The sequence below is a fragment of the Bacillus basilensis genome (assembly GCF_050630465.1).
Classification (GTDB): Bacteria; Bacillota; Bacilli; order Bacillales; family Bacillaceae_G; genus Bacillus_A; species Bacillus_A basilensis.
In genome coordinates this window covers 120,840-143,804 of record NZ_JBNTQO010000010.1, presented here as the reverse complement: position 1 = coordinate 143,804, position 22,965 = coordinate 120,840, and the positions used below count along the sequence as shown (strand labels likewise).

29 protein-coding genes and 2 pseudogenes are annotated in these 22,965 nt (G+C 33.9%); 13 read left to right on the top strand and 18 right to left on the bottom strand.

Features of this window, described 5'->3' with window-relative positions; genetic code table 11:
• Nucleotides 1-317 precede the first annotated feature (317 nt).
• From ACQVV1_RS19220 to ACQVV1_RS19200, 5 genes are all read left to right on the top strand, one after another.
• Nucleotides 318-818, top strand: a complete 501-nt coding sequence (locus tag ACQVV1_RS19220) for a hypothetical protein (RefSeq protein WP_063222710.1) — start codon at nt 318-320, stop codon at nt 816-818.
• A gap of 116 nt (nt 819-934) precedes the next feature.
• Complete coding sequence (locus ACQVV1_RS19215) at nt 935-1,261, top strand: hypothetical protein (protein WP_242251720.1); 327 nt, start codon at nt 935-937, stop codon at nt 1,259-1,261.
• 413 nt (nt 1,262-1,674) lie between these two features.
• Nucleotides 1,675-2,637 (top strand): AAA family ATPase, encoded by a 963-nt coding sequence (locus ACQVV1_RS19210; protein WP_098555923.1) that lies wholly within the window; start codon nt 1,675-1,677, stop codon nt 2,635-2,637.
• On the top strand, nt 2,637-3,851 hold the full coding sequence (locus tag ACQVV1_RS19205) for a DUF58 domain-containing protein (RefSeq protein ID WP_242251718.1): 1,215 nt from the start codon (nt 2,637-2,639) through the stop codon (nt 3,849-3,851). The genes ACQVV1_RS19210 and ACQVV1_RS19205 overlap by 1 nt, the downstream gene beginning before the upstream one ends.
• Nucleotides 3,848-6,076 (top strand): transglutaminase TgpA family protein, encoded by a 2,229-nt coding sequence (locus ACQVV1_RS19200; protein WP_242251716.1) that lies wholly within the window; start codon nt 3,848-3,850, stop codon nt 6,074-6,076. Before ACQVV1_RS19205 ends, ACQVV1_RS19200 begins: the two co-directional genes overlap by 4 nt.
• 84 nt (nt 6,077-6,160) lie before the next feature.
• On the opposite strand, the gene bsaA is transcribed toward ACQVV1_RS19200, so the two are convergent.
• Nucleotides 6,161-6,643, bottom strand: coding sequence for a glutathione peroxidase (bsaA, locus tag ACQVV1_RS19195; RefSeq protein ID WP_242251714.1), 483 nt, complete (start codon nt 6,641-6,643; stop codon nt 6,161-6,163).
• Nucleotides 6,644-6,867: 224 nt separating this feature from the next.
• On the opposite strand from bsaA, the gene ACQVV1_RS19190 reads away from it, so the two are divergent.
• From ACQVV1_RS19190 to ACQVV1_RS19175, 4 genes and pseudogenes are all read left to right on the top strand, one after another.
• Nucleotides 6,868-7,077, top strand: a complete 210-nt coding sequence (locus ACQVV1_RS19190) for a DUF3925 family protein (RefSeq protein WP_063222715.1) — start codon at nt 6,868-6,870, stop codon at nt 7,075-7,077.
• Nucleotides 7,078-7,174: 97 nt separating this feature from the next.
• Nucleotides 7,175-8,146, top strand: a complete 972-nt coding sequence (locus tag ACQVV1_RS19185) for an MBL fold metallo-hydrolase (protein ID WP_242251713.1) — start codon at nt 7,175-7,177, stop codon at nt 8,144-8,146.
• An 85-nt stretch (nt 8,147-8,231) separates the two neighbouring features.
• Nucleotides 8,232-8,666, top strand: coding sequence for a hypothetical protein (locus tag ACQVV1_RS19180; protein WP_242251712.1), 435 nt, complete (start codon nt 8,232-8,234; stop codon nt 8,664-8,666).
• A 153-nt stretch (nt 8,667-8,819) separates the two neighbouring features.
• Nucleotides 8,820-9,064, top strand: a pseudogene (locus tag ACQVV1_RS19175) (hypothetical protein).
• Between the two features lie 54 nt (nt 9,065-9,118).
• On the opposite strand, the gene ACQVV1_RS19170 reads toward ACQVV1_RS19175, so the two are convergent.
• Nucleotides 9,119-9,799 carry a DUF3600 domain-containing protein gene (locus tag ACQVV1_RS19170; protein ID WP_242251711.1) on the bottom strand — a complete coding sequence of 227 codons (681 nt, stop codon included), beginning with the start codon at nt 9,797-9,799 and terminating at the stop codon, nt 9,119-9,121.
• Nucleotides 9,796-10,374, bottom strand: coding sequence for a sigma-70 family RNA polymerase sigma factor (locus tag ACQVV1_RS19165; RefSeq protein WP_063222720.1), 579 nt, complete (start codon nt 10,372-10,374; stop codon nt 9,796-9,798). The genes ACQVV1_RS19170 and ACQVV1_RS19165 overlap by 4 nt, the downstream gene beginning before the upstream one ends.
• 203 nt (nt 10,375-10,577) lie before the next feature.
• On the opposite strand from ACQVV1_RS19165, the gene ACQVV1_RS19160 reads away from it, so the two are divergent.
• Nucleotides 10,578-11,564: a quinone oxidoreductase family protein gene (locus tag ACQVV1_RS19160; protein WP_242251710.1), complete on the top strand. Its 987-nt coding sequence runs from the start codon at nt 10,578-10,580 to the stop codon at nt 11,562-11,564.
• A gap of 29 nt (nt 11,565-11,593) precedes the next feature.
• Complete coding sequence (locus tag ACQVV1_RS19155; RefSeq protein WP_242251709.1) at nt 11,594-12,232, top strand: hydrolase; 639 nt, start codon at nt 11,594-11,596, stop codon at nt 12,230-12,232.
• A 44-nt stretch (nt 12,233-12,276) separates the two neighbouring features.
• On the opposite strand, the gene ACQVV1_RS19150 is transcribed toward ACQVV1_RS19155, so the two are convergent.
• The 6 genes from ACQVV1_RS19150 to ACQVV1_RS19125 all read right to left on the bottom strand — a co-directional run bounded on the left by ACQVV1_RS19150 (nt 12,277) and on the right by ACQVV1_RS19125 (nt 18,004).
• Entirely contained in the window at nt 12,277-12,660 is a 384-nt protein-coding gene (locus ACQVV1_RS19150; protein WP_242251708.1) for a VOC family protein, read from the bottom strand.
• A gap of 65 nt (nt 12,661-12,725) precedes the next feature.
• Complete coding sequence (locus tag ACQVV1_RS19145) at nt 12,726-13,526, bottom strand: sugar phosphate isomerase/epimerase family protein (protein ID WP_431169385.1); 801 nt, start codon at nt 13,524-13,526, stop codon at nt 12,726-12,728.
• 189 nt (nt 13,527-13,715) lie between these two features.
• Nucleotides 13,716-14,885, bottom strand: coding sequence for a DEAD/DEAH box helicase (locus ACQVV1_RS19140; protein WP_063222725.1), 1,170 nt, complete (start codon nt 14,883-14,885; stop codon nt 13,716-13,718).
• Nucleotides 14,886-14,904: 19 nt separating this feature from the next.
• The gene (locus tag ACQVV1_RS19135; RefSeq protein ID WP_242251705.1) at nt 14,905-15,432 is read right to left on the bottom strand and encodes a hypothetical protein; all 528 of its coding nucleotides are present in this window, start codon (nt 15,430-15,432) and stop codon (nt 14,905-14,907) included.
• A gap of 90 nt (nt 15,433-15,522) precedes the next feature.
• Nucleotides 15,523-17,211: a formate--tetrahydrofolate ligase gene (locus tag ACQVV1_RS19130; RefSeq protein ID WP_277930067.1), complete on the bottom strand. Its 1,689-nt coding sequence runs from the start codon at nt 17,209-17,211 to the stop codon at nt 15,523-15,525.
• Nucleotides 17,212-17,305: 94 nt separating this feature from the next.
• Nucleotides 17,306-18,004, bottom strand: coding sequence for a class I SAM-dependent methyltransferase (locus ACQVV1_RS19125; RefSeq protein ID WP_242251702.1), 699 nt, complete (start codon nt 18,002-18,004; stop codon nt 17,306-17,308).
• 186 nt (nt 18,005-18,190) lie between these two features.
• Here ACQVV1_RS19125 and ACQVV1_RS19120 point away from each other — a divergent pair, with 186 nt between their 5' ends.
• Nucleotides 18,191-18,529: a hypothetical protein gene (locus tag ACQVV1_RS19120; protein ID WP_001253198.1), complete on the top strand. Its 339-nt coding sequence runs from the start codon at nt 18,191-18,193 to the stop codon at nt 18,527-18,529.
• A gap of 29 nt (nt 18,530-18,558) precedes the next feature.
• On the opposite strand, the gene ACQVV1_RS19115 is transcribed toward ACQVV1_RS19120, so the two are convergent.
• The 4 genes from ACQVV1_RS19115 to ytfJ all read right to left on the bottom strand — a co-directional run bounded on the left by ACQVV1_RS19115 (nt 18,559) and on the right by ytfJ (nt 20,575).
• Nucleotides 18,559-18,771, bottom strand: a complete 213-nt coding sequence (locus ACQVV1_RS19115; RefSeq protein ID WP_000711202.1) for a hypothetical protein — start codon at nt 18,769-18,771, stop codon at nt 18,559-18,561.
• A 69-nt stretch (nt 18,772-18,840) separates the two neighbouring features.
• The gene (locus ACQVV1_RS19110; RefSeq protein WP_060630607.1) at nt 18,841-19,161 is read right to left on the bottom strand and encodes a hypothetical protein; all 321 of its coding nucleotides are present in this window, start codon (nt 19,159-19,161) and stop codon (nt 18,841-18,843) included.
• Nucleotides 19,162-19,212: 51 nt separating this feature from the next.
• The gene (locus ACQVV1_RS19105; protein ID WP_242251700.1) at nt 19,213-19,989 is read right to left on the bottom strand and encodes an oxalate:formate antiporter; all 777 of its coding nucleotides are present in this window, start codon (nt 19,987-19,989) and stop codon (nt 19,213-19,215) included.
• Between the two features lie 160 nt (nt 19,990-20,149).
• The gene (gene ytfJ, locus ACQVV1_RS19100) at nt 20,150-20,575 is read right to left on the bottom strand and encodes a GerW family sporulation protein (RefSeq protein WP_000349987.1); all 426 of its coding nucleotides are present in this window, start codon (nt 20,573-20,575) and stop codon (nt 20,150-20,152) included.
• Between the two features lie 203 nt (nt 20,576-20,778).
• On the opposite strand from ytfJ, the pseudogene ACQVV1_RS19095 reads away from it, so the two are divergent.
• Nucleotides 20,779-21,170, top strand: a pseudogene (locus tag ACQVV1_RS19095) (GCN5 family acetyltransferase); the annotation flags it as partial.
• A gap of 335 nt (nt 21,171-21,505) precedes the next feature.
• Here the strand turns inward: ACQVV1_RS19095 and ACQVV1_RS19090 are convergent.
• From ACQVV1_RS19090 to ACQVV1_RS19070, 5 genes are all read right to left on the bottom strand, one after another.
• A complete protein-coding gene (locus tag ACQVV1_RS19090; protein ID WP_431169382.1) occupies nt 21,506-21,787 on the bottom strand; it encodes a hypothetical protein in 282 nt (93 codons plus the stop codon).
• Nucleotides 21,788-21,808: 21 nt separating this feature from the next.
• Nucleotides 21,809-22,057, bottom strand: coding sequence for a DUF4176 domain-containing protein (locus ACQVV1_RS19085; RefSeq protein ID WP_431169381.1), 249 nt, complete (start codon nt 22,055-22,057; stop codon nt 21,809-21,811).
• Complete coding sequence (locus ACQVV1_RS19080; RefSeq protein WP_431169380.1) at nt 22,054-22,233, bottom strand: hypothetical protein; 180 nt, start codon at nt 22,231-22,233, stop codon at nt 22,054-22,056. Before ACQVV1_RS19080 ends, ACQVV1_RS19085 begins: the two co-directional genes overlap by 4 nt.
• A gap of 204 nt (nt 22,234-22,437) precedes the next feature.
• Nucleotides 22,438-22,629, bottom strand: coding sequence for a hypothetical protein (locus ACQVV1_RS19075; RefSeq protein WP_431169378.1), 192 nt, complete (start codon nt 22,627-22,629; stop codon nt 22,438-22,440).
• Between the two features lie 34 nt (nt 22,630-22,663).
• Nucleotides 22,664-22,852, bottom strand: coding sequence for a hypothetical protein (locus tag ACQVV1_RS19070; RefSeq protein WP_431169376.1), 189 nt, complete (start codon nt 22,850-22,852; stop codon nt 22,664-22,666).
• Between the last annotated feature and the right edge of the window lie 113 nt (nt 22,853-22,965).

Here is a 22,965-nt window from a genome sequence, read left to right as displayed (position 1 = left end):
CACATCCTTCACTGACTGTTAAATTACTTCCTTGCTTCTAGCAAAGTTTAAGATGAAGTACAGATATGCAAAATTTTTTCATATAATAGAGGAAGTAATTTGGGAGTTGTTAAATTTGATATGCCTAAATCGTTAGATGAATTAACAAATGAAAATACAATACTTTAAATTCACCATACCAAGGGCAACTATCCTGAAAATAGTTGAACAAAAAACGCCAGGAAATCTATATGAATTGTTAGCAACTTGGATTGAATGAATAGAAGAATACACCAAAAAATAACGGAATTTTAAGATAATAATAAAAGGAGGATATTATGCTATTAGAACCGCTTTATGCAGAAAACATTATAGTAGCCGTTATATATAAAAATGAGTTTAAATGGTATGTAACAGATAAAGAACTATGGTTTTTAGATTATATTAAATTAGGTAATGCATATAAAAATTTAGGTGTAAGTATTGAAGATAATGAGGAACCGGGAGAAAGAAATGGAATACAAGTATTAAATAATGAAAATGTAGAAGTATTTTTACTAAGAATCAATAAATATAATGTAACTAAAGAGGAATTAACTTATTTATTACTTGAAAATATTAAAAGTAAACATGCAGGAGAAGATCTATTAGATTTTAGTCCCGTCTTATTAATTAACTTTGATAATAAAATACTATATTCAATGTTTCCAGAACCGGCATCATACGAAAACTATGTACCAAAAGATTGGATTGGTACATATGAAGATTTCACTAAATTCATTCCTACAGCAGAGAAATATTGGATAGATAAGTTTAATAACAATCTACTTTTACTATAATTTAAGTAGGAAAAGAGTGATGATAGTATAAGAACTTATTACCTTAATAGAGCTTATGAGATTAATGGCGAAGTAAATAGAGTCACTCAAGCCAGAAATAAAGGAGTAAAATAGTCATGAAATATCCATATAGTTTTGAAGTACTTAACAGTAGAGATTTCGTTATGAGACTTCCTCAAGAAATTAAACTTGTTGAAACTTTTTTAGGAATTGAAGTTTCAGCTTTTGGAGATTGGATTTTAGAAGAAATACATAGTGTTTTGAACGGAGAAAAAAATTATGTAGTAGTAAATGGCAACATTTGCGGTTTAGAAATTCGGAACGATACAACTACTGTGTTAGACAATTTAGCCGAAGACGGTAAAGGAGAATATTGTGAGATTGAAACAATGGAATTAGTAGAATTAATTCATATTTGGTTAGATAAACGAAAAGTATTATAAAAGAGAAAAATAAAGTATTCTAATAATTTAAGTGGCTAGCCTCCACATGAAGTCGACTGTATTTTTTATTCATATACATTTTAATCACAAGGCGTATTAATATATGTTCCAAACTTTACGCGTAGGGTTTCCTACGCAATTTATTTTCCCCATTAAGGTCAATCTTTCCTTCCCCTCTTCTATGTTTTACTGACAATACTAGTTTATATCAATACATATTTTACATAAAAATACAAATCATTATTTACCATATTGCCCTTAGTTACGGAAACAATTATACTAGATGTAATCAAAATAAATAATCTGAATATTCTCAGAATTAAAGGTAAAAGTTTACTACTCGCAAATAGAGGGACACGTTCTATTTTCCACTAAATAAATTAAAAAACGATAATACAATTAGGAGGATTTCTATGCCACAGCTTGATTCATTACATCCCATTATAGAAAAAATAATTAACAATATTGAAAAGTTAATGGTCGGAAAACGAAAAGAAACGATCTTAGCTTTGACAGCTCTCTTAGCTGAAGGTCATGTACTATTAGAAGATGTTCCCGGTGTCGGGAAAACAATGCTAGCACGTACTCTTTCTAAATCCATTGATGCTGATTACAAGCGAATTCAATTCACACCTGATTTACTGCCGTCAGATGTCACAGGTGTTTCTATTTATAATCCAAAAGAGCTCCAATTTGAATTTAAGCCTGGACCAATTATGGGGAACTTTGTACTTGCTGATGAAATTAATCGTACATCTCCTAAGACACAATCTGCTTTACTTGAATGTATGGAAGAAGGCAATATCACAATCGATGGTATTACTAGAGCGTTACCAAAGCCGTTCTTTGTAATGGCTACACAAAATCCGGTCGAATATGAAGGAACATACTCTCTACCAGAAGCTCAGCTCGATCGATTCTTATTGAAACTAAAAATGGGATATCCTACACCAGAAGAAGAATTTGAAATTTTAAACCGGATGGAAAAAACAAATCCACTCTCTCAATTACAGGCCATTACTACAATAGAAGAATTACTTTATTTACAACAAAGCGTACGGGAAGTAAGTATGGACAAAGCAATCAAGCATTACATTGTAAAGCTTGTTAGTCAGACTCGTTCTTATAGTTCTATACAACTAGGCGCAAGTCCACGTGGCTCAATTGCTTTAATGAAAGCTTCACAGGCTTATGCATTCATCCATGGCAGAAATTATGTTATTCCAGACGATGTTAAATTTTTAGCTCCTTACGTGTTAGCTCACAGACTTATTCTAAAAATGGAAGCAAAATTTGAAGGAATTACAGGAGAACAAGTTATTTCAAAAATCGTTGCACGAACTGCCGTGCCGACTCAAAGGACGATGAACCTTTGATGAAACGCATGCTACGAGCACTATATCACGTTACGAAGTTATTACTAATCCCTTTATGCCTAGTCTTAACATTTATATACGCTATGCTTCAAGGTGGATTTGTAAGTTGGTTTCTGTTTTACAGTATGATTCCTATCGGCCTTTATTTACTATTACTTCCCTTCTACGCTTTACGGGGCGCTGAAGTAAAAAGAATAACAAATCAAAACGATTATGTAGCTGGAGAACCATTTGTAAGCACCATTACAATAAAAAGAAAATTTCCTTTCCCTTTACTTTATTTAGTTATAGAAGATGAACTGCCACCACACTTTACAAGTTGTAGACAAACAAAGTTGAATAAGGCAATACTTTTTCCGGGATTAAAACGAAATATTTCTTTTCAATATGTTATTGACAAAATCCCTAGAGGAGAACACACTTTTTCAAGCGTACGTATCAAAACTGGTGATTTATTCGGCATGATGGAGAAAGAAGTAACTTTGTCAGTTCCAGATACATATTTAGTCTATCCGCAGTATGTAGATATAACATATCGACAATTGGAAAATCATTTCGAACAAGGAGCGTTTTCTGCAAATCTCAATTTAGCAAAAAACTCTACAGTCTCTGTCGGTGTCAGAGAATATAAACCTGGTGACCGCTTTTCGTGGATTGATTGGAAAGCAACTGCACGAACGAACAACATTATGACGAAAGAATTTGAGCAACAGCGCAGCCATAATATTATGATATTTATGGACAGAACCGAGTCTCCTCTATTCGAATCAGTCGTAACGTTTACTGCCTCTATTGTGAGGGCTGTCTTGAAGCAAAATTCACCAGCGTCATTCTTTTCTGTCGGAAAAGAACGTACTTTTTTTCCTTTAGACAATGGAGATAGCCAGTTGCAACAAATCTTTTGTCATTTAGCGAAAGTACAAGCAGACAGTGTATTCCCGCTCTCTCAGAGTGTAGAGATGGAATTAAAAAAAGTTTATGAGCCCGTAACGATACTACTTGTGACAAGCGATCTTTCTCCTGATATTCAAAAAACGGCTGACTATGCCGCTATACAAAATAGAAAATTACTAGTTTTTGTCGTGAAAGAAAAACCGAATCAACTCTCACATCGAGAACTAAGTATTTTAGAAACTCTACAAAAACGAAAAATATTTGTAAATGTGGTTTATGAAAACCGATATACAAATGTGGTTTTTGAGGTGAGCAAATGACAACATTACAAACAAAATACAAATGGGATATGAGTAGATTCTTCATGCATGTATGTGCATTTCTACTTTTACTAGAATGGCTAAGACCCCTTATAGGTATTACAAACGTAGGTAGATTAGATATTTTTGTAATATTTATAGGAATTTGCTTCACTCTCTCTTTTTTTCAAGCAAGAGGGCAGATTCCAATAAAAATCGTTACGATGTTATTCATCACTCATTTCCTGTATTATAAAAATTCTTTTATAAATCCATCTTGGCTAACGAATTTTTTCACTGATATTTCTCGAAATTCCTCCCTGTTTTTCCAAGGGAATTTGCTAGATATTTCTCCTGTTTTTCCAACAGTTTTATTTTTTCTATCATTTTGGTTTTTGAGTGCTTTCATCTCTTTTTGGATAATTCATAAAAAGCGTGGATTGTTATTTCTTATATTGACTATTATTTATATCATAATTTTTCATAACTTACATTTATACAATGCAAACTACGCCATTATTCGTACTCTTGTCAGCGGCTTTTTTATGCTTAGTCTTCTTCACATAGAACGAATAAAAGAGAGTGAACACTTACAAAATTATGCTAGAGAAATCTCAAAATTACTTAGACCTCTTACAATATTTATTGTATTGTCAGCAACCATCGCATACTTTGCTCCAAAATTTGGCCCTCAATGGCCAAACCCAATAGATTTTTTAAAATTCAACACATCTGAAGCAAGTAAAAAGCAAGAATTTTCTAAAATTGGATATGGTTTAGATGACTCAAAATTAGGTGGTCCTTTTAAGGCGGATCCTACAATTGTTTTCACAGCACAAGCGCAAAACAAACAATATTGGAGAGTAGAAACGAAAGATTTTTATACCGGAAAAGGCTGGGAAGTTTCTGAAAATCAAAAGAAGGTTTCTTTTAAAAATAAAAACGACGTCGTGAGCTGGTACGAACAAAATACAAAAAAGGAGACAACTAAGGCAACAATCACCATGCAAAAAAGTTACCCTCACCTTACCTATCCAGCAGGATTAGTATCAGTTGAAGCTTCTTCTGATGTATCATACAATGTTGACCCATTTTCAGAAAAAATCTATACGATGGACGGAGACTCTTCTACTACTTTGAATTCATATAAAGTAACATATGAAATCCCGGAGTTTTCCATAGAAAACTTGAAAGCTGTAAAAACAAATGAAGGTCATGAAACAAGTCCTTATTTTATGACAAAGTACACCCAACTTCCCGAATCATTACCAGAGCGAGTAAGGGACTTAGCTGTTAATCTAACAAATGATAAAGTCAATCGATATGATAAAGTATTAGCTATTGAAAACTATTTCACCGACCATTCTTTTGTATATGAAACAACGAATGTCTCATTCCCTGCCAAAAACCAAGATTATGTTGATCAATTCCTTTTCGATACAAAAAGCGGCTACTGTAATAATTTTTCGACATCTATGATTGTGTTACTTCGTTCTGCCGGGATTCCTGCTCGCTGGGTAAAAGGTTATACAGAAGGAACTCTGGATAATACACTTGTTGGTGCAGAAGGTGAAGATGTTTATAAAATCGCGAACGATAACGCACACTCTTGGGTCGAAGTATATTTCCCAGGATACGGATGGATTCCATTCGAACCAACAAAAGGATTTACCAATCCCTATAATTTTACAAATAATACTCCTGCTCCTACTTTACAAAATAACGAAGCATATAATTCTAATAACGAACCAATACAACAACGAAACAATGAAGCAAAGCTCAAAAGTTTAATAGAAGATACAGAAGAATCTTCTACTAAAAAGATTCCAAATTCTAAAAATGGATTTTCTTGGTGGTACGTATTCATCTCTACGGTACCGATTAGTATTATAGGATACATTCTCTTCACCACTAGAATGAAGTGGATTACATTTTTTATTATTCTTTTCTATAAATATCGAAAAGACGATGCTGTTTATACAAAAGCTTACGATGCACTTTTAAAACAATTTGCAAGAATTGGTATACGACGAGGAAAAAGTCAAACATTCCGAGAATATGCTCTCCATATCGATACACTTTACAACTCGACTGATATGCAACAACTTACTTTCAGTTATGAGAATGCTATGTATCAAAAAGGACAGGCCGCATCCGAATGGAAGAAATCCGTACACTTATGGGAAGTGCTTATGACAAAAGCAGCTTCTCCGCCTAAATCAACTGAATTCAATACAGTGATTTAATCTTTATAATGTGAGTTTAAAGAAAACGCCTCAAAGAACTACATTGTTCTTTGAGGCGTTTTTTAAATAAAGTGAAAATCCTAGTTATTCTCCAAGTACCTTCTCAATCTCAACCTCTAAATCCACAGGCTTCGTTTGCGGTGCAAAACGTCCTACTACTTTTCCGTCTTTTCCAATTAGAAATTTTGTAAAGTTCCATTTTACTGATTTCATACCGAGTAAACCTGGTGCTTGTTCTGTCATGTATGTATACAGAGGATGAGCCTTATCACCTTTTACATCAATCTTTGCAAACATAGGGAAGTTTACACCGTAGTTTAATTCACAAAAGCTTGTAATGTCTGCTTCTGTTCCTGGTTCTTGTCCTCCGAATTGGTTACAAGGGAAACCGAGTATTTCTAATCCTCGGTCTTTATATTTATCATATACTTCTTGTAATCCTTTATATTGCGGTGTAAACCCGCATTTACTAGCCACATTTACAATAAGAAGCGCTTTTCCCTCGTAATCTTTTAACGATTTATCTTCTCCTGTTATCGTATTAGCAGAAAAATCATAAACTGTCATTGCTCCTACCCCTCTCTACACCATCATTCTATGTTTATACTATACTACATTCGTAAATATACAGCTCTTATTACGTACTTACACGCTAAAATGAAAGCGCTTTATTTCCGTTCAAAAATTCGACACAAACTACTAGACTTTTATAATGGAAAGTTTTACAATTGAAATGTAAACAAAATGTGACAGTTTATATTCTATTATTATAGAAAAGGATGGTGTTCATTATGAAAACTGCACAACATGAAACGATTTCAAATCGCGAGTTTTATTTCGTACTATATATGATGTTATTGTATGTTATTGGCTGGGTAATCGATGTAAATGGTTTATTCTTAAGCTCCTACTTTAATTTAGCAGGAGAGATTATGCTTCCATTAGTTGGCGGCATTGTTGGACTGTTCGTTATGTCTATCAATAAAGAACAAACGAATTAACAACATTACAAAAAGGCAGAAGACGAAGCTTTCGTTTTCTGCCTTTTTGTATTTTTAGCGTATAATAGTTATATATCGTATAGAAGGAGTGGTAAAGATGAAAAAAGTAGAGCAATTATCTTCTCGCCTATATCTTATTGATGATTTTGATTTACAACATAATGAACGAACAGGTACGTACGTTTTATTAGGTGACGATATTACTTTAATTGAAACTTGTGCAGCCCCTTCTCTTCCCTATATTTTAGACGGCTTACAACAATTACATATTGATTTAAATGATGTTAAAAACATTATCGTTACACATGTTCATTTAGATCACGCCGGCGCAGCTGGGCTAATGATGGAAAAGTGTCCAAACGCTACTTTATATGTACATTCGCGCGGGGCTCGTCATATGATTGATCCAACAAAACTTATTTTAGGTGCAAAAGCTGTGTACAAAGAAGATTTCGATAAACTTTTTGACCCAATTCTTCCAATTGAAGAAGAACGTGTTCATATTGTACAACATGGTGATACGTTAAAAATTGCAGAAGACCGCATCCTTACATTTTATGATACACCGGGACATGCGAAGCACCATATTAGCATTCACGATTCATTAACAAACGGCATTTTTACTGGCGATACAATTGGAATTTATTATAGAGAACTTGCAGACCTTGGTGTAGAACTGTATCTACCATCAACGTCCCCTTCACAATTCCAACCAGATGCGATGATTGCTTCTAAAAATCATATTCAAAGTATGAATGTAGATACTATTTATTTCGGCCATTACGGCGCATCGTCCAATGTTACAGAAGTATATAACCAACTAGAACATTGGTTACCTATTTTCGTTCATACTGGTAAAGAGGTCTTTGAAAAATATAATGATTTCGATGAGGCTACTAAAGCATTACAAACATTATTGATGGATAAAATCTCTTCTCATCTTACAAAATTAAACGTCCCATCAGATCATTCCGTTTATAACATTTTACATCTAGATATAGAAATTAGCGCGATGGGCATTATTGATTATTTCACTAAGCTAGAAAAAACAAATTCTACTATTAATTAGCAGTAAAAAAAGAGATATACAACAGTCGTTATTGTATATCTCTTTTTTCTTTGAATATATTTTTAGTAAAGGATGGTGGAATATAATGCAAAAAGTGATGCTATACCTCTGCTTCACATTATTTATCGTCTTATTATTATTTGTCGGAGTGAAAATTCAATTTTATTTAGATACAGATGCGCAGGTGAACTTTAACGTATATCCAAGATTATTCTACTTTACACTCTTCCCTCTTATCGTTGGCATTTTATTAAGATTCCTTCAATCCATTAATCGCGAAACGAGTAAAAAAATCTGGAACTTTCAACCGGATAAGTTTATCGCTATTACGTTGCCTACGCTATTCATTTCCTTTTCTCCAGCTCTACTCTTTTCACCAGTTGGCCAATACCTACCTTACTTAGCTAATATTATTCTTATAAATACAACCTTTGTTACGATTATTAGTTTAATAGCTGGTTACTCACTATTAGATTGTTTTATACAAACGGACAATGCAACTATTAAAAAATATAATTGATGACCAATACTTAAATCTCATTGGTTTCAGCGGTTTATTTATAAATGCAATATTACTTGTAAAAGTCACTATACACGATAAAAGGAAATTTATGTTAAACTAAAGTAAATCTTGCACTAAGTCAAAAGACATTTCAATCAAGGGAGAATTATTATGTATAGATTTTTTGGATTCTCGTGTCTAATGTTTCTCGCAAGCATATGTTCTTTCTTTATTCTAAGAGGGCCTAATGCAAATTTAACTTTAGTTATTTCGATACTAGGTATCCTCTCATTACTCGGCATTATTTTTGCGATAGCATCAAAAAATGGTTATTCGGAATAGTTGGTACATTATTAAATGGAATAATACTAGTAGTTGCATATTTCCTGTTGCTAGCAAAAGGAATAGGTGGTTAATATGTTTCCGTTTCAATACAGAAAGCTCACAGCTATAGCTATGAGCTTTTTTACTTATCTCACTTTTTCATCTACATACTCCATAAACTGCTCCGCTTTAATAAATCTTTCTTTATACGCCTCAGGTACTTCTTCTATTTTCATTCCACCAGTTGATTTTGTCTTCACTCGTACTATTTCATGTGTCATTAAAGCTTCCATATAGCAATCAAACTCTTCTTGTGTTAATATTTCTTTACTAGATTTATGACCATTTAATTTATCAAAGTATGGTTGAAGGCCCATACTTACCTTTTTCATTTCTTCTCTTTTTTCTGATGATAATTGATCATAATCAATATTACCGTTCGAATCTCCGTACTCCAGCTTTGCATTTGTTAATTTTTTTAATTCTTTTGTAAACTCTTCATATTCTTTCGCTCCCATTTCATCTTTCGCTTCTGATAATTTTGCACTAAAACGCATATACGCTTCTAATGTCATCGCTCCGGCATGTTTTTTTAAATTCTCAAAAGATCCGTATATACCATCCGCCATAATAGATTGATACGCAAAACCAGTCGTCGGGATTAAAAGAGCTGCTGCAAGTACTCCTGCGATAAGGGGTTTCTTCCTCTTACTTCCACCACGATTCATTTTTATTTGAACGATTACTTTTTCTTTCAACTCCGGCGGGGCAACAATCCTCTTGGCTTCTTCTTGTATAGATTCTCGAACTCTACAATCTAAACTCATTTCACATTCCCTACCTCTCCTAAAAAGATTTCCTCTATTTGCTCTTTTTGACGTAGTTTTTTTAATGCTGCGTGAATTCTAGATTTCACAGTACCTATTGGAATATGTAATATTTGTGCTACTTCTTCTTGAGAGTAATCGTGTAAGTATCTTAAAATAATAACTTGTTTCAATTTATACGGTAATTTATGAATAAGTTCGATTAGTTTTTGGTTTGATATTTTACTTATAAGATCATTAGAAAAATCAATTTGTACTGGTTTTCTTTGCTCTTCTGCTTTTTTTACAATTCGTAGTCGCATCCACCTCTTTCTTCTATAAGAGTGAATTTGTTTAATCGCAAGTCCAATTAGCCAAGGACGAAATGGCTTCTCGCTATCATACTTACGAAGCGATTCATATAGCTGTATGTATATTTCTTGAACGACATCATCTACATCCGTTTTATCTTCAATCAAAAAATGTGCTGTTTTATAAACTTCTTGAATCGTCACATCATACAACTCACTATACGCTTCTTTATTTCCTGATAAAGTTAATTGGATTAAATCTGTATACGTTGTTTCACCCTTCATATACCATCCCTCCTTTGTCTTACACTTTATATTGGCAAGTAATTCATAATTCGTTCGATTTTTAAAATTTTTTATATAAATTAATATAATGATTCAATAAGTTCATAAGCTTCACTTATAACCTTGCATAACTATTATATAATTTTCCAATTTCTAATGACGCTTTAAAATGATTTATATAGTTAAATTTAGGAGGATACATGATGAAAGCTATCGTTGTAACGTCGTTCGGTAGTCCTGAAGTGATGCAATATACAGATGTGGATATGCCGGTTATTTCAGAAAATCAAGTTTTAATTCGTGTTGTTGCTACGAGTGTTAATTTCGCCGATGTTAAATCACGATATGGCAAAAAAGGAAATAAAGCATTTCCCTTTATTCCAGGGATAGATGCCGCTGGTATTGTAGAACGTGTCGGTTCTCATGTGAAAAAGATTTATCCTGGACAGCGTGTCATTGCATTTCCTCAAAATGGCTCTTACGCAGAATACGTTGTCGCAAACGAAAACCTTACTTTTGCTTTACCTGATGAAGTCGATTTTCAAACTGCAGCATCATGCCCTATCGTATCTTTCACAAGCTATAATTTACTCGCAAATGTAGCAAGGCTTCAACAAGGTGAATCTGTACTCATTCATGCGGTTGCTGGCGGAATTGGTACTACAGCTATTCAACTTGCAAAACTATTAGGGGCTGGAACAGTTATAGGTACTGTCGGAAGTGAAGCAAAAAAAGAAATTGCTTTAGATGCTGGAGCTGATTATGTTATTTATCATCAAGATGAAGATTTTGTAGAGAAAGTCAATGAGCTGACAAATGGAGAAGGCGTAAATATCATTTTAGACTCTATTTCTGGAACTGTTTCGGAAAGAAGTTTAAAATGTCTTGCTTATTACGGTCGCCTCGTTCATTTCGGTAATGCTAGTGGTGAAATTGGCAATTTCCAAACGAAAGATTTACACGCAAGTTGCCGCTCTATACTCGGTTTTAGCTTTGGAACTACACGAAAAAAACGTCCTGAACTACTCCAAGAAACTGCAAATGAAGTATTCCGTTATTTGCGTGACGGACGTTTGCAAATCAAGGCTACAAAATCTTTTCCACTCCAAGATGCAGGGAAAGCACATGAATGGGTCGAAAGTAGAAAAAGTACAGGGAAAGTAATACTAACTGTTCAGTCCTCTTCCTGAAATGAATACTTGAAACCGAGGTGTCATTCATGGGATCACGAATTATGCATGTTATTATCGCTAATGGTATTGCCGAAAAACTATGTATTCAAGATAAAACATCTTTCATACTTGGAGGGGTAGCCCCTGATGCGGTTCATTCAGCAGAAGAAAAAGGAACTTCACACTTTTACACTGGTACGACGAAAAACTATACGAGAAGGATAGATTTCAATTCTTTTTTTCAAAAATATAAAATTCATATGGATTCCCCTTTTCTCTTAGGTTATTACACCCATCTCATTGCCGATGATAATTGGCTAAGCGGCTTTTTTCTACCTTGGCTAAAAAATAGGATAGAGACCGACGAAACAATCGCACCTATGTACTATAACGATTTTAAATTGTTAAATGCAAAGTTACTTCATCATTACGATAAAGAACAACATCTTTTCTCTCTTTTTAATCAAGAAGCTCACATTGTAGATATTGAAGAGGTTTCTAAAGAAAACGTTTTAGCTTTTCGAAAGTATCTTTTTGAAGATATGTTGTATCCCGAGCAACATCTGCATGAAGAATTACAGGTGTTTACGTTTAATCAAATTGCTGGTTATATTGAGACAGCTATTGAAAAAGGCGTATTTTTTATTAATCAACTCTCTAATGAAAAATCCCCCTCAAACATGTAATCCCCCTCAATATGTTTGAGGGGGATTTTCACAAAGCAATATTATTATTGATTCTTTTCCATAACCGCGAAATAATTCCCTTCACTATCAGCAAAATTAAATACTTTACCAGAGGGCATAGTTACCATTTCGCCAACAGTAACATTTTTATTTGTTAAATCTATATATAATTGATCAAGACTTTCTGTGAAAAACATTAAAGACGGTGTACCAAGATTCAATTCTGGGCTCATTTTCGAAATCACTTCTTTATTATGTAGTATGATACTCGTTTCTGCATCTTTAGTTGGAGCAATTTCAATCCATCTCATTCCTTGTTTGTTATCTTCCTCTGCAACTACATGAAACCCTACCTTTTCAGTCCAAAAATTTACTGCCTCATCTTGATTATTTACATACAGCATAATTTGTCCAACTTTATGGATCATTTGTATTCCTCCTATTGTTATTTTACATTCTATGTAGCTTTCTACAGCTGCTTTCGTTATTCCTTTTAAGTTGGTATGTACTTCTTTGCAAAATTTATCGACTGACTCATCCCATCCAGTTCGTCAAAATAATCATTTCTTTCAATCATGTTATATCCGTCGAATCCAATTTCATCTAATACTTTGAAGAATATATCGAAATCCACTTCACCATTTCCTACTGCTACTTCTATATACTTACTTGAACGATCGCTTTTCACTTCTTTACAATCTTTAATATGAGTTTGTACTATATAATCTTTTAATAGTATTAAACTTTCTTCCGGATTTTCATTTACATCACTTATTAAATTTGCTGGGTCAAAGTTAACAGCTAGTCCTTTCGAGTTTGCAGTTTCTAAAAATTGTTTTAATACTATTGTTTTTTCAGATCCCGTCTCAATAGCAAAGACTCCCCCAAATTTGAATGCTAATTCCCCTATCTCATAACAAACCCGTACCATTTTATCATAGTACTCACTTTTTTCATCATCTGGAACTTTCCCAATATGAGCTGTTATTATCTTTGCTCCCAGCTCCAAGCCTCTGTCAGTAATATATTTAATCTGATCTATTGCACTGCCAGCTTCTGTTCCTATAATTCCATTTTCTCCAAAACTAATTGCTAATGATGGAATCTTTATTCCATTAAAAGATAAGCTTTTCTTTAAAGCAGTCCATTCTACCATTGAAATATTAGCTAAGTTGAAGTTTTTATTCATAGCATATAATTGAATATATTCTAAATCCCATTCCCTTGCTTTTTGTATTCCTTCGTTTACTTCAATATATTTCGTATTCAAAAACATTCCTAATTTCCTATCCATATATGTACCTTCTTTTTATTATTTCGCATCAATTTAATATTCGACTTTTTTTATATTACTTCCTTGTACATATGTTGATTTAAAAAATGATGATAGATACATTTTAATAACCATTAATAAACCTCCTTGTATTATTCAATTGCAAATAAAAAAGACGTAACTACAAATAGTTACGCCTTCCCCAATTCTTTATCTAGGCTTTTTCTTCCCAGTAAATGCTGGTTTCTTTTTCTTTGGTGCTTTCGGTTTCGTTTCTACAAATGATCCGTTAAACATTTCTTGCTTCGTAAACACGATACCTAGTTTTTTTGCAAATTGAAGTAATTTACGCTCTTCTTGTTGTGTTACAAGAGAAACGACTGTTCCTTCTTTCCCCATACGTCCAGTACGTCCTGAGCGGTGAATATATTGGTCTACAGTGTCTGGTAACTCTAAATGAATTACATGTGTTAAATCATCGATATCGATACCGCGTGCTGCAATATCAGTAGCAAGTAGAATTTCTAATTTCCCGCCGCGGAATGCACGCATCGTTGCTTCACGTTCTTGCTTACTTGCCTCTGCATGAAGAGCTGCTGCTTTCATTTTACGGAATTTCAATTTCTGCGTAATTTCATCTAAACGGAATGGGTCGTTTAAGAAAGCAACTGCTTTTACATCACCCATATGCATAATTCTTCTTACATAATCATTCTTTTCGCGTCGCTCACAAATGATATATGTGTGCTCAACTAAGCTTTTTGACTCTGCACGTGTTACACGTGTTAATTGTGGTTCAACTGCTAAATCACGTGCTGCGTCTTCTGCAGCTTTTGTCATTGTCGCCGAGAAGAATACTAATTGACGATCGCGCATCGTTGATTTAATTACATCTTGCACAGCACCCATCATTTTTTGTTTTACAATTTGATCAAACTCATCAAATACAATTGTTTTCACTTCATGCATTTTTAGCTTTTTCATACGAATTAATTCTAAAATACGGCCTGGTGAACCGACAATTACTCTCGGGTGTTTCTTTAATTTTTCAACTTGGCGCTTAATATCTGCACCACCAATTAAAGATGCACCTGAAATTTCAGTTCCTGCTGTAAACTTTTGAACCTCTTCGTGAATTTGCATTACAAGCTCACGTGTTGGCGCTAAAACAACAACTTGTGGTTGTTTTATTTCAGGATTAATTTTATGTAAAAGGGGTAATAAGTACGCTAATGTTTTTCCTGTTCCAGTTGGAGATTCAGCTATAACGTCTTGTCCTTCTAAAATAGTTGGAATCGCTTGTTTTTGAATTTCAGTTAATTCTTTAAAACCAGCCTTCTCCCAAGCTTGTTGTAAAAATGGTTGCATATCTTTTATCATTTGTTTTTCTCCTTTATCTCTATTTTTGAAGAAAATGTTGTATTGTTCGCACCGTTTCTATCATGTGTGAAATAACAGCTATTAAATCATCAACATGGTCTTCTGTAATCGCTTTTTGAAATAGAACCTCTACCTTATTATGATATGAAATCGCTTGCTTATTATATTCGTATGAAAGTTTTTGCGTAATCATTCTTTCTTTTCCCCATATAGAATGCATGAAAGTTTCAATTTCACTACACACTACTTCTGGTTTTTCAATCGGGAATGAAAATGCTAACTTCATTTCACATCCTGGTGTAAATTGTGGTACTTCTAATATTTCACCAGACAAGTTCTTTGCATCTACAGATAGTGAAAATGTTGCTTCTACTAACGGTTCGAATGGTTCGGTTAACTGAAATGAAATATGATATATACGACTTAATGAAGCAAGATCCATCATATCTTTTCGATTTGTTACAAGAATATCTCCATGTAAATCAAAATCATAAACAGCACCTTCTACGATTACTTTTAAATTATCAAAAGCAGTTGGATCAAACATAATTTCCTCCAAAAAACAGGCGCCTTTCGATGGAAAGGCGCCACTTGATGTATATATAGTTTACAGATAAACGAGATGAATTACAACCTTTTAGAATAAACCTACTGCTTTTCCATCTTCATTTACATCCATTTGTAGTGCTGCTGGCTGTTTTGGAAGGCCTGGCATTGTTAACATTGTTCCTGTTAACGCAACGATAAATCCTGCACCAATAGATGGTTTCAGCTCACGAATTGTAACAATAAAGTCAGATGGACGTCCTAATTTCGTTGCATCATCAGAAAGAGAATATTGTGTTTTCGCCATACAAATTGGTAGGTTACTCCAGCCTTCTCCTTCATATTGAGCTAATTGCTTACGTGCTTTCGGAGCAAATTCAATATCTTTTGCACCGTAAACTTTTTGAGCAATCGTACGAATTTTTTCTTCTAATGGTAATTCTAATTCATAAAGTGGTGCGTAGTTGTTCTCACCTTTTTCGATTTCTTTTAACACTTTTTCAGCAAGGTCAACTCCGCCTTGGCCACCTTTCTCCCAAACCTCTGTTAAGGATACCGCATAGCCACGCTCATTACACCACTCTTGTAAGTATGCAACTTCTGCATCTGTATCTGTAATGAATTTATTAATTGCAATTACGAAAGGCACACCGAAGCTTTGAATTGTTTCAACATGCTTCTGTAAGTTTTCCATACCTTTTGCTAATGCGTCTACATTTTCTTCTTTTAATTGATCTTTTGCTACGCCGCCATGCATTTTAAGCGCACGAATAGTAGCAACAATAACAACTGCTTCTGGTTTAATACCAGCTGCACGAGCTTTAATATCTAAAAACTTCTCAGCGCCTAAATCAGCACCGAATCCAGCTTCTGTAATAACATAATCACCTAATTTTGATGCCATTGTTGTAGCGATAACACTGTTACAACCGTGAGCGATATTCGCAAATGGTCCGCCGTGAATAATAGCTGGTGTATTTTCTAACGTTTGTACTAAGTTTGGTTTTAATGCATCTTTTAATAATAATGTTAACGCACCTTCTACACCTAAATCTTTTACCGTTACAGGTTGATTTGCAAAGTTATAAGCAACTACGATGCGAGATAGACGCGCTTTTAAATCTTGAATATCTGTTGCAAGACAGAATACGGCCATAATTTCAGATGCTACTGTAATATCAAAACCATCTTCACGTGGTACACCTTGAACCGGTCCACCAAGACCAATTACTACATTACGAAGGGCACGATCATTTAAGTCAACACAGCGTTTCCAAACGATTTTACGTGTATCAATCCCCAGTGTGTTTCCTTGTTGGATATGATTATCAATAAACGCCGCTAACGCGTTATTGGCAGTTGTGATCGCATGGATATCTCCAGTAAAGTGAAGGTTAATGTCTTCCATTGGTACAACCTGTGAAAAACCACCACCTGCTGCTCCGCCTTTTAATCCCATCGTTGGTCCAAGAGATGGTTCGCGAAGTGCAATTACTGTTTTCTTACCAATTTTGTTAAAAGCTTGACCTAAACCAACTGTTACTGTTGATTTACCTTCTCCAGCTGGAGTTGGGTTAATCGCTGTTACTAAAACAACTTTACCGTCTTTTTCATCTTGTAAGCGCTTAAAAATATCAAGAGATAACTTACCTTTATAATGCCCGTATGGCTCTAATTCATCTTCTAAAATATTTAAATCAGCTGCAATTTCTTGAATCTTCTTCATACTCGCTTCTTGTGCGATTTCAATATCGGATTTAACTGTTGTAGTAGTTGTCATATACCCTAGTCCCCCTTTAATTGGTTCTGATGATATTGTATCAGTTTTTTGTATTTTCTGCACTTATTTACCTCCTAAAAATTCTTTCATTTCTTTATACGCTTTTTAACATAAATACCCATAAGAATGTTAACGATTGTTGTAACTCTGTAGGTAGTTGACCTAACATCTTCTCATTTACTCCGCGCTTATATACACCGATGCCATCTACAACTTCAAAACCTTGTTCTTTCGCTAACTGTTCAAATTCCCAAGGCATCATCGTATTACAAACAATGTCTTTGCCGTATAAACGAGGATAACTGTTCTCTCGTGGTTTCGCGGTCGGTCCTAAAATTGCAATACATGCATATCCATCTCTTTTTAAAACACGCTTTATCTCATTTAATGCTCGTAATGGCTCCTCTGTCCATTCTAAAGAATTAATTGCCATAATTGCTTCAAATTGTTCATTTTCAAATGGTAAGGAAGAGAGATCTCCTTTTATAAAAGATAAATCCGTTCCTTCTCCGCGCTCCTTCCCTTTTTGAATCATCACTTCTGATAAATCTACTCCAACTGCTTTATAGTCCGCGCGACTTAATTTATATGTACCGTATCCATCACCACAACCAACATCGAGTACTTGAGCTTCTTTCTTCACGTACTGTTCAAAAAATGGAATAATTGTACTCCTACTCCCGTTGTCCCACATCTCCTGACTATTTTGATTCCAAAATTCTGCACTACTATCCCATTTTTTCTCTGCTGATTCATGCCAATTAAATTTCGTCATACATTCCCCTACCTTCACGTTTTATCACTCATTTCATTCTACATCATTTTCCAAAATTCCTGTTTATCTTCATTAGGAGATGTACATGCGAACAATGGAATCTTTATTCTCCAATTTTTGCTTTACTTGGGTTTAACTCATACTCATGTTCTTCTCTTTATGAAAGATACTATAGGTACACCCAATTGAAAGAGAGGGATGTACATGCGAAGAAAGAGAAATCATCATTTTAAAAGTGGTGAAAAAAACGAAGAGTATGCAGCTGAAATATCACCAGCTGGCATTCCAATTAGACATAAGCGTAAAGAAATTGCAAATGAAATAGAAGGTACAAATACCGGTGCAATGATAGGCTATGTCGCTTTATTTCTTTCGCTTTTCTCAATTGCATTTTATCCAGTTACACTCGGCTCTCTTGCGATTTTAGTCGGCTTATTAGCTGTCAATTTCGGAGCAAGAACACTTGGATATACAGCAATTGGTTTTGGTAGTTTTTCTGTTTTATTCACTTTATTTTATCCGCTTGCTTTGTCAGCGTTTTAAAAAAACACACCAAGTTATACTTGGTGTGTTCATTCGTGATACAACATAATATGACCGCATCCACAACAATGTTTCGCTGTAATTTCTTGAAACACTGGATAATTTTCTTCATCCCTATGCTCAATAAACACCTTTTCAAATCGATACATATTTGGTGCATACGCCCAATCTTGTTTTGTACGTGCATATAATGTAGAAGAGAAAAACTCCTCACCACCGCAAACAATACATTCCTTCTTCATCATTACCCCTCCTATGCTTGTCTTACTTCATCTATATGAACATAAGCATAAGAAAAAGACCTTCTATTACTAGAAAGTCTTCTCTGAAACAAAAAGAAATGTACCAAACATTCCTACTCCGCTATATTCTTTCGTAACACCAGCTTCTGTCTTAAATGTTTGCTTTACAGTCATAAAGAATACACCATTTCGTGCATCTGTACTTTCAAATTTTAGTTTTTCTTTTTTACCATCTACATTTTGTGTGCATTCAAAACTACTCTCGTCACATTTCAATGCATACTTATCTTCTAGATACAATTTAAAATCTGATTCTTTCGGACAAGTTATAAGTAAAATCGCCACAAGAATAATACTTATAATCCCCACAATTGTATAATACTTCTTCATTTATACTCCTTTCAAAAGACAAGAAAACTTGACTACATGCACCAAGTTTTCTTAGTCCACAACCCATTGCCACTCTTGCTCTTTCTTATCAAAAATGAGCCACCCTGTCTCTGTTGCTTCTTCTTTTAATTCATCGATATTATCTAGCACTTCATCCGTACTTTCATACGAACCCACTACATATACCGGAATTTCAAGACCCCTTCTTGACTCAATTTTCCCTGCTAGATCAATATAAAGACCCTCTTCCATTAGTGGAATAAGTCCCATAATCACTTCTTTTGAAATCGCTGGGAAAATTTTTGATTTTTGGAAGAAAGTAAAACGTTTCTTACCGAAAGCACCGAGTTTATAAGGAATGACTTTACTTAACATCCCTACAAAGTCAGCGATTCTACGATAATACACTTTGTTGTACCATCCATCATCATGTGAAAAATAAACAAATCTATTTTTCAATAACGGAAAGAATGTTCTTGCAAGTGGTTCTTTTTTGTGAGCCAAATATAAAAGCTCTGCAATTTCTTTTGGCTCTAATTCATCTAAATCGCTTGCATCATCAAAATCTACCCAACAAAATTCATCAAATTCATCAATCTCTGCTTGAATTAACTTATGTATATTTTCTTCCTCAACATATTCAAATAAAGTATGATAATGAAAATCTGTCCATTCAAAGTTATGCTTCAAAAGCAACACTTGATGGAGCGGTGAAGGGATGTTACTTGCAAACTCTTTAAACGTAATTCCTGATGTAATAAAACAATGACCTCGACGATTACCATTAATATATATCATATTCTTTACTTGGTCAGATCCTCCAGACAAAGCACCTAGCCACCTTCGTTTTATATGTTTCAATTCTATAGCATATTTTAACATGAAAAATTTTAGAAACATAGAAAAAACTTCAAAAACTATTTACAATTTCATGTGTTTTATTACATAGTGATTACAAGAAAAAACACCTGCTCGTGAGCAGGCGTTTTTAAAGGATTTCATCTGGGTTTTGAGGATGATGATTTCCCTCTTTCTTTTCATCTTTTTGGAACATCGATTGAATTTTATCAATTGTTTGTGGAGCTAATTCAATCATTTTTTCTGCTAAATGTGTCGCATTTTGTAAATGAAGAATATTTACTCCATCTTTATTCACCACAAGAAATGCTACTGGTGTAATAGAAACACCACCCGCACTACCGCCACCAAATGCAGGGTTACCGTTTGCTCTTTGCCCATCATTCGTTTGGAAATCAGAACCTCCTGCTCCAAAACCGAACGCTACTTTAGAAACCGTTAACACTACACCACCGTCAGCCGTTTGAACAGGCTCTCCAACAATCGTATTTACATCGACCATTTCTTTTAAATTTTCCATTGCTGCTTTCATTAACCCTTGAATTGGATGATCCACCGTTCATAACCTCCTTTGTCATATCTTTCCTAGTTTTTCCGAAAGTTTGTGAACTAAACATAAAATTTTTCATTGATTTCAAAAAAAATAAGTTTTAATATTCAGAAAAAATATTTTAACTCATGATGATGCGAAAATTAATAAAGAAAGATCATGAACAAATATTTACTTACCTAAAAGAAGAAGCAGCCCATAACTAATTTATTATTGGGGAGATAGAATTTTCCGGTTATGAAACAGACTTTCAAGATCTGTGGGGATTATTTAAAGAGAATGGAACATTAAAATCAATTTTACTCCGCTTCCATGATTCATTTATACCGTATAGTAAAGAAGAATTTGTTACCTCTGATTATGAGGCACTTCTTTCCGCATATAAGCCGATTAAACCCTCTGGCAATTCAACTCTATTGTAGAAAGATTTGAAACCGCTCCAAGTATACAACTAGGCGCCAAAAATGAAATGTATTTTTGCGAATGTCTGGATGACAACAACTTACCTAACACACCATTTCATGAAACAATTAAACTTGTCTCACTAGATGATGTAGAGCGAATTATGCAATTGCGGAGTAACATCATTAAATTTCCTACAAGATTAAACTGATGAGGAGCACACACTATTAGGGGATTGTCAGTTTTTTGGCTAATTCAGTAACAAACGAGAACACTAAAACCTACGCTAGGATAGGAATACACATAAAGTTGCATATAATTATATAAAAAGAAAAAGGCAGATTCCTTTTGAGGGTAGGATTTCCCCTTGTCCTTGCTATCAATAATAGGACGTTATGTTAACCGGCCATGTATAAGCGTAAGCAAAATGCAAATTTACAATACTAAGGAAATGTCACTTAGTAAAAAAGCCAATTTCCATCTCAGAAAATCGACTTTTTTAATTATTTTTAAGGTCTTTTTTTACTATATGTATTAAGATTTATATTTTTTAACTGTACAAGGAATAGTTACAATGTATAAATCTATAGCATAGATTGTAACCCAAATACCTTTACCTTCAGCCGCTAGCTTTTCATTTAATTGTAATAAATGCTCTGAAACTTTTCTTTTACCCCATTTTCTAGGAAACCATTGAAAAACCTTAGGAACATTATGTTTTTTGTTATACCATACATTCAATCTCAAAAAAATGAAGAAAAACGAGACAATCACTACAATACAAAATATATCAAAATATGAAATCCCTAAAATCATGTAATATATTCTCCATTTCCATTAAAGTTCAGATAATTTTTTTCTTAATTCTAATTCACTCTCAGTCATATACCCTCTATGCATTTCCTCTACAATTTTATCATGGTTAAAACATAATACTTTTTCATCACCTAGATAGCCTACTGGGTACGGAACACCTACGTAATCAAAATCACGTTTATCTGCTGATACAACCATTCTTCCTATAATCATAACAAATTGTTCTATCTCTTCTAGTTTTACAACTGTTCCAATCGGTAAAAGTTTCATTTGTTTATTCTCCTTTTAATATAATCCATTAAAGTAATTGCACCAATCCCCATTGTCCCCCAAAAAACCATACTAAATGTATATATTACCTTTTCCTTAATTGAATATGGCCCCATTAATCCAACAATGATTGCAATTAAAACTCCTATAACCATTACAATTTTTGGAATCTTCATCACCTAACTACTCCTTATCCTTCTTCTCAAACTTAGCAAAAAATCCCCCACCATAACTTTTCCCAAAGTATGCACCCATCTCTTGACCAAGGTGTATTTTAGCCTCTCCCGTACCAAATCCATATTCTAAACGAACTATTAAATCATGAGCCTTAAAAAATGGGATAAAGTTTGGAAGATCCATTTTTTCTTATTGTATGAGTCTTATTTATTTTTAAATTTACTAAACATCCATTCATTAAGTTTATTAGTACCAAGTGCACATGCTCCTAAAATAAGAACACCTATAATAAAGCCAATCTTTTTAGGTAATTCATAAGGAGACATTATAGCGACTACAAGAAATATAGCAATTGCAACATATGTAATATATTTTCCAGCCTTAAATGGTTGCATATTAATATGCTCCTCTCTTAATCTTCAAACTTTATTATTGCTTAAATTTGTTATCTATTCGTCCTACCACTTTATTCGCCCCCAATGAAATAGCTCCTATAATTAAAACAAAAGTAATAAGAGCAATCTTTTTAGGTAGGCTATATGGCAATAACATAGAAAATATAAGAAGTATCGTGACTGCAACATATGTAATATATTTCCCCATTTTAAATGGATCCATCTCAGCTTCCTTCCTTTGTTTTTTCGACTTTTATAAATCTCTCCAAAATACCCGCCTGTCTCAGCATCTAATTACACTCTAAAGCCAGATGTACCTAGTCCAAATTCTCCTTT

Excerpts from the sequence above, each read along its gene's own strand:
- ACQVV1_RS19220 (WP_063222710.1), top strand. The coding sequence starts at position 318 with ATGCTATTAGAACCGCTTTATGCAGAAAACATTATAGTAGCCGTTATA.
- ACQVV1_RS19215 (WP_242251720.1), top strand. The coding sequence starts at position 935 with ATGAAATATCCATATAGTTTTGAAGTACTTAACAGTAGAGATTTCGTT.
- ACQVV1_RS19210 (WP_098555923.1), top strand. The coding sequence starts at position 1,675 with ATGCCACAGCTTGATTCATTACATCCCATTATAGAAAAAATAATTAAC.
- ACQVV1_RS19205 (WP_242251718.1), top strand. The coding sequence starts at position 2,637 with ATGAAACGCATGCTACGAGCACTATATCACGTTACGAAGTTATTACTA.
- ACQVV1_RS19200 (WP_242251716.1), top strand. The coding sequence starts at position 3,848 with ATGACAACATTACAAACAAAATACAAATGGGATATGAGTAGATTCTTC.
- bsaA (WP_242251714.1), bottom strand. The coding sequence starts at position 6,643 with ATGACAGTTTATGATTTTTCTGCTAATACGATAACAGGAGAAGATAAA.
- ACQVV1_RS19190 (WP_063222715.1), top strand. The coding sequence starts at position 6,868 with ATGAAAACTGCACAACATGAAACGATTTCAAATCGCGAGTTTTATTTC.
- ACQVV1_RS19185 (WP_242251713.1), top strand. The coding sequence starts at position 7,175 with ATGAAAAAAGTAGAGCAATTATCTTCTCGCCTATATCTTATTGATGAT.
- ACQVV1_RS19180 (WP_242251712.1), top strand. The coding sequence starts at position 8,232 with ATGCAAAAAGTGATGCTATACCTCTGCTTCACATTATTTATCGTCTTA.
- ACQVV1_RS19170 (WP_242251711.1), bottom strand. The coding sequence starts at position 9,799 with ATGAGTTTAGATTGTAGAGTTCGAGAATCTATACAAGAAGAAGCCAAG.
- ACQVV1_RS19165 (WP_063222720.1), bottom strand. The coding sequence starts at position 10,374 with ATGAAGGGTGAAACAACGTATACAGATTTAATCCAATTAACTTTATCA.
- ACQVV1_RS19160 (WP_242251710.1), top strand. The coding sequence starts at position 10,578 with ATGAAAGCTATCGTTGTAACGTCGTTCGGTAGTCCTGAAGTGATGCAA.
- ACQVV1_RS19155 (WP_242251709.1), top strand. The coding sequence starts at position 11,594 with ATGGGATCACGAATTATGCATGTTATTATCGCTAATGGTATTGCCGAA.
- ACQVV1_RS19150 (WP_242251708.1), bottom strand. The coding sequence starts at position 12,660 with ATGATCCATAAAGTTGGACAAATTATGCTGTATGTAAATAATCAAGAT.
- ACQVV1_RS19145 (WP_431169385.1), bottom strand. The coding sequence starts at position 13,526 with ATGGATAGGAAATTAGGAATGTTTTTGAATACGAAATATATTGAAGTA.
- ACQVV1_RS19140 (WP_063222725.1), bottom strand. The coding sequence starts at position 14,885 with ATGATAAAAGATATGCAACCATTTTTACAACAAGCTTGGGAGAAGGCT.
- ACQVV1_RS19135 (WP_242251705.1), bottom strand. The coding sequence starts at position 15,432 with ATGTTTGATCCAACTGCTTTTGATAATTTAAAAGTAATCGTAGAAGGT.
- ACQVV1_RS19130 (WP_277930067.1), bottom strand. The coding sequence starts at position 17,211 with ATGACAACTACTACAACAGTTAAATCCGATATTGAAATCGCACAAGAA.
- ACQVV1_RS19120 (WP_001253198.1), top strand. The coding sequence starts at position 18,191 with ATGCGAAGAAAGAGAAATCATCATTTTAAAAGTGGTGAAAAAAACGAA.
- ACQVV1_RS19115 (WP_000711202.1), bottom strand. The coding sequence starts at position 18,771 with ATGAAGAAGGAATGTATTGTTTGCGGTGGTGAGGAGTTTTTCTCTTCT.
- ACQVV1_RS19110 (WP_060630607.1), bottom strand. The coding sequence starts at position 19,161 with ATGAAGAAGTATTATACAATTGTGGGGATTATAAGTATTATTCTTGTG.
- ACQVV1_RS19090 (WP_431169382.1), bottom strand. The coding sequence starts at position 21,787 with ATGATTTTAGGGATTTCATATTTTGATATATTTTGTATTGTAGTGATT.
- ACQVV1_RS19085 (WP_431169381.1), bottom strand. The coding sequence starts at position 22,057 with ATGAAACTTTTACCGATTGGAACAGTTGTAAAACTAGAAGAGATAGAA.
- ACQVV1_RS19080 (WP_431169380.1), bottom strand. The coding sequence starts at position 22,233 with ATGAAGATTCCAAAAATTGTAATGGTTATAGGAGTTTTAATTGCAATC.
- ACQVV1_RS19075 (WP_431169378.1), bottom strand. The coding sequence starts at position 22,629 with ATGCAACCATTTAAGGCTGGAAAATATATTACATATGTTGCAATTGCT.
- ACQVV1_RS19070 (WP_431169376.1), bottom strand. The coding sequence starts at position 22,852 with ATGGATCCATTTAAAATGGGGAAATATATTACATATGTTGCAGTCACG.